Annotated in this window: 2 protein-coding genes and 3 pseudogenes; 3 read left to right on the top strand and 2 right to left on the bottom strand. The window is 61.1% G+C overall.

Annotated features, from left to right (window positions below):
* Window positions 1–411, top strand: a pseudogene (locus X730_RS1000000167280) (transposase); the annotation flags it as partial.
* 318 nt (window positions 412–729) lie between these two features.
* On the opposite strand, the gene X730_RS135425 reads toward X730_RS1000000167280, so the two are convergent.
* Window positions 730–1,935, bottom strand: coding sequence for a beta-ketoacyl-[acyl-carrier-protein] synthase family protein (locus X730_RS135425; protein WP_023707447.1), 1,206 nt, complete (start codon window positions 1,933–1,935; stop codon window positions 730–732).
* Window positions 1,936–2,211 carry an acyl carrier protein gene (locus X730_RS135430; protein WP_023673543.1) on the bottom strand — a complete coding sequence of 92 codons (276 nt, stop codon included), beginning with the start codon at window positions 2,209–2,211 and terminating at the stop codon, window positions 1,936–1,938.
* Between the two features lie 573 nt (window positions 2,212–2,784).
* Here X730_RS135430 and X730_RS1000000168015 point away from each other — a divergent pair.
* Both X730_RS1000000168015 and X730_RS1000000169020 read left to right on the top strand, forming a co-directional pair.
* Window positions 2,785–2,886: pseudogene (locus tag X730_RS1000000168015) on the top strand (LysR family transcriptional regulator); the annotation flags it as partial.
* Window positions 2,887–3,058: 172 nt separating this feature from the next.
* Window positions 3,059–3,267: pseudogene (locus tag X730_RS1000000169020) on the top strand (transposase); the annotation flags it as partial.

Below are 3,267 nucleotides of genomic sequence, written 5' to 3'. Positions count from 1 at the left end.
ACGACACCTTCGACGCTGTGCACGGAGGCCAACAGCTTCGCCTGTTCAATGCCCACCATACGAGTACGGCTTCCAGCCGATCGTCGTGTTCGATGGTGCGGGACGGTTCGTCAGCGCGATCCTGCGACCGGCCAAGCGGCCGAGTGGGGCTGAGATCCGCCCCACCTGCGCCGTCTGGTGCGGGCGATCCGGATCAACTGGCCGAACATTCGAATCCTGCTCCGCGGGGATAGCCATTATTGCAACCCAGGTCATCGACTGGTGCTGCGCGTCGACTTCATCTTTGGCCTCGCGCCCACCACGACCCTGCGCAAGCATGTGGCGGATCTGGAGGCCAGCACGACAGCACGCCTGGAAGCGTCGGCCAAGAGAGGCAAGGTCCGCATGTTCAAGGAGCTCATTGACGGCGCCCGCGGCGCGGCCGGGCCGGCAGCACTCAGGCGACTATAACGGGCGCAGAGCCGACCCTGCGGCTTCCAGACATTGTCGTGTACAGCTTCAGACCCTCAAGCCGAGCCCGCATGGCCTCGCTTACCTTTTACGGGGCGGCGGTACGTCCAAGCCGGTTCAACAGTTAAGAATTTCGCAAAGACGATACCCCCGGATCCTCGATCTTCCGCTGCCACTTCCCGCATTCGCCGAGGCGGTCAATGACGCGCCCTTCACAAGGTTATCCGGCAAGCATCTGGATGCGAGAGATAATGTTGCCGGAAGCATCTTTCATGGCTTCTACACCTGCCTGAACGCCAGAACCGCGTTCGTGCCGCCAAAGGCGAAGGAGTTGCTCAGTGCCACGCGCACCTTGCGCTCGCGTGCCACATTGGGCGTGACGTCGAGATCGCAATCGGGGTCCAGCTCACGATAATTGGCAGTCGGCGGGACGACGCTCTCGCGGATAGCCATCACGCAGGCGATCAACTCGAGCGCGCCGGACGCGCCGAGGCAATGCGCGTGCATGGACTTGGTAGAAGAAATGGACATTGAGAAGGCGTGCTGACCGAAGACGCGCTTGATCGCCGCCGTCTCGATCTGGTCGTTGGCCTTGGTGCCGGTGCCGTGCGCGTTGAGATAGTCGACATCCTCGGCGTCCAGCCTGGCATCGGCAAGGCAGGCCCGCATTGCTGCCTCCGGCCCCTCGACAGTCGGCGCGACGATGCCGGACGCATCGGCGGAAAGGCCGACACCGGCAATTTCGGCAAGGATGGTGGCGCCCCGAGCCAAGGCATGCTCGTAGCTTTCCAGCACCGCCATGCCGGCGCCTTCACCAAGCGACAGGCCCTGGCGATCGGCCGAGAATGGCCGGCAAGTATCGGGCGAAAGCACGCGGATCGCTTCCCATGCCTTCAGCACACCCCATATGAGCGGCGCTTCGCTGCCGCCGGCAAGCATCACGTCGGCCCGGCCGAGCCTGATCTGGTCCACCGCGCAGGCAATCGCATGGTTTGCCGAGGAACAGGCGGACGTGACGCCGAAGACCGGCCCGCGCAGGCCGAGACTCATGCTGACCTGGCCGGCAGCGGCACCCGGCATTGCCTTGGGTACAGTCAAGAGAGCGGCACGCTTACCGCCCAGAAGGATGGCGCGGTAGGTTTGCTCGATCGCATCCCACCCGCAGCCGCCAACGCCCACCGTCGCACCGAAGCGATAGCTATTTCCCTCTTTGGAGGAAAGTCCGGCCTGACGCATGGCTTCGCGCGCCGCAAGCACAGCGAGCAGGCTGAAGCGGTCCATGGAGATGAGTTGCTTGCTGTCGATGTCATGCTCCGGCAGGGCCTTGATCTCGGCACCGATCCTGACCCTCAATTCATGGAACTCGGAGTTGACGATTGGGCCAATGGCGGAGCGGCCTTCTCGCATCTCTGTCCAAATGGCGGCGGCGTTGGTTCCAAGCCCGCAAATCCCGCCAATCCCAGTAATCACGACGCGCCTGTCCATTCACACCCCCGTAGGGAGCAAGCTGCGCACGGCTTCCACCATGCCCCCAACATTCTGGAGATCCGACCATGCCTCGGCCGTATTCATCTCGATCTCGATGCCGTAGGCCTGCTCCAGGTCCCAGAGAACGTCCGCCAATCCCAGTGAATCGATACCGAGCGAAGTCAGTCCCGTGGCAGCCGTTATTTCGCCGCCCGTGGCAGGCGCTATGCCGCCCTCCGACGCGGCGCGCTTCTTGATCATTGCGATTATTTCGTTGGCGAGTTGATCTGCCATCTTGTTCCTTTCCAGCTTGCGTTTTCGGCGTCGTTCAAAACCCGAGTCGCGTCGCGTTGCCAAAATTGCCCCTCATAGAGCCTGTGCGCCGACCAAGCCCAATGCCCATAGGAACCGGACGAGTTCCGGCTTCTGCGGCGTCAGCCCGATGACGAAGAAAAGTCGCCGGCCTCCCGCTTTTGCGCCAGCACATCAAGAATCTGCGTGTAAATGGATAGGAACCGTCGTCAAACGTCAGCTAAACGCTGCGACGGTGGGTGCTGTCGGCGTATTCACTCGGCACCTCATATGTAATCGAGATGTTTCATAGCTCCGGACCAGTTGCGATCAACTATGTACCGGTCGCCATTCGTCGGAGAGTTCGACATGATTTGGAGCGCTGCCTCTCATTCCCAGTACAATCTCCACCGCACGCGACAGATTTCCTCTTTCGAGCTCTTCTCAAGGGACTCGCCACGCGATAGAGGCAGTGATCGGCGCACGTGAGGTCCTGCCAGGTCCATGCGACATTCCGGAGAATTGGTAAAATCGTTTGTTTCAATCAAATTCATCCACGCTATGGATAGCTAAGACATGCGTTTCAAAGGGCTCGATCTGAATCTTCTCGTCGTTCTCGACGCGCTGCTTAGCGAGCGCGGCCTCACGGCGGCGGCACGCAGCATCAACCTAACCAAATTCATGGGGGTTGGTGGATGTGGCGCAAGCCCGTTGAAATGACGTAGGATTTGGTTGCTTAAGCCGATCCGAAATTTCCCGGAGACCACACCNATGTGGCGCAAGCCCGTTGAAATGACGTAGGATTTGGTTGCTTAAGCCGATCCGAAATTTCCCGGAGACCACACCTACCATGAACGATCTTGCGCTGCCGCTGAGCGGTTTTTAGTCGGCGGCAAGTCCGTCGTCGCCCGTTTCGACGGCGGCATGCTGTCGTCCACAGCGGCGTTCTGGCCTAGGCCGAGGTGGAAAAGCGGTTGCGGGTGGCCGAGCGTCTGGCGCGTTGCATCGACGATCCGCGCTGCCCGGACCAGGTCGTCCACAGCCTGGCGGACATGATCG

The sequence above is a fragment of the Mesorhizobium sp. L103C131B0 genome, assembly GCF_000502275.1.
Classification (GTDB): Bacteria; Pseudomonadota; Alphaproteobacteria; order Rhizobiales; family Rhizobiaceae; genus Mesorhizobium.
Note: the sequence above shows the minus strand (reverse complement) of the source record. Positions and strands in the feature narration are given on the sequence as shown.

Excerpts from the sequence above, each read along its gene's own strand:
- X730_RS135425 (WP_023707447.1), bottom strand. The coding sequence starts at position 1,935 with ATGGACAGGCGCGTCGTGATTACTGGGATTGGCGGGATTTGCGGGCTT.
- X730_RS135430 (WP_023673543.1), bottom strand. The coding sequence starts at position 2,211 with ATGGCAGATCAACTCGCCAACGAAATAATCGCAATGATCAAGAAGCGC.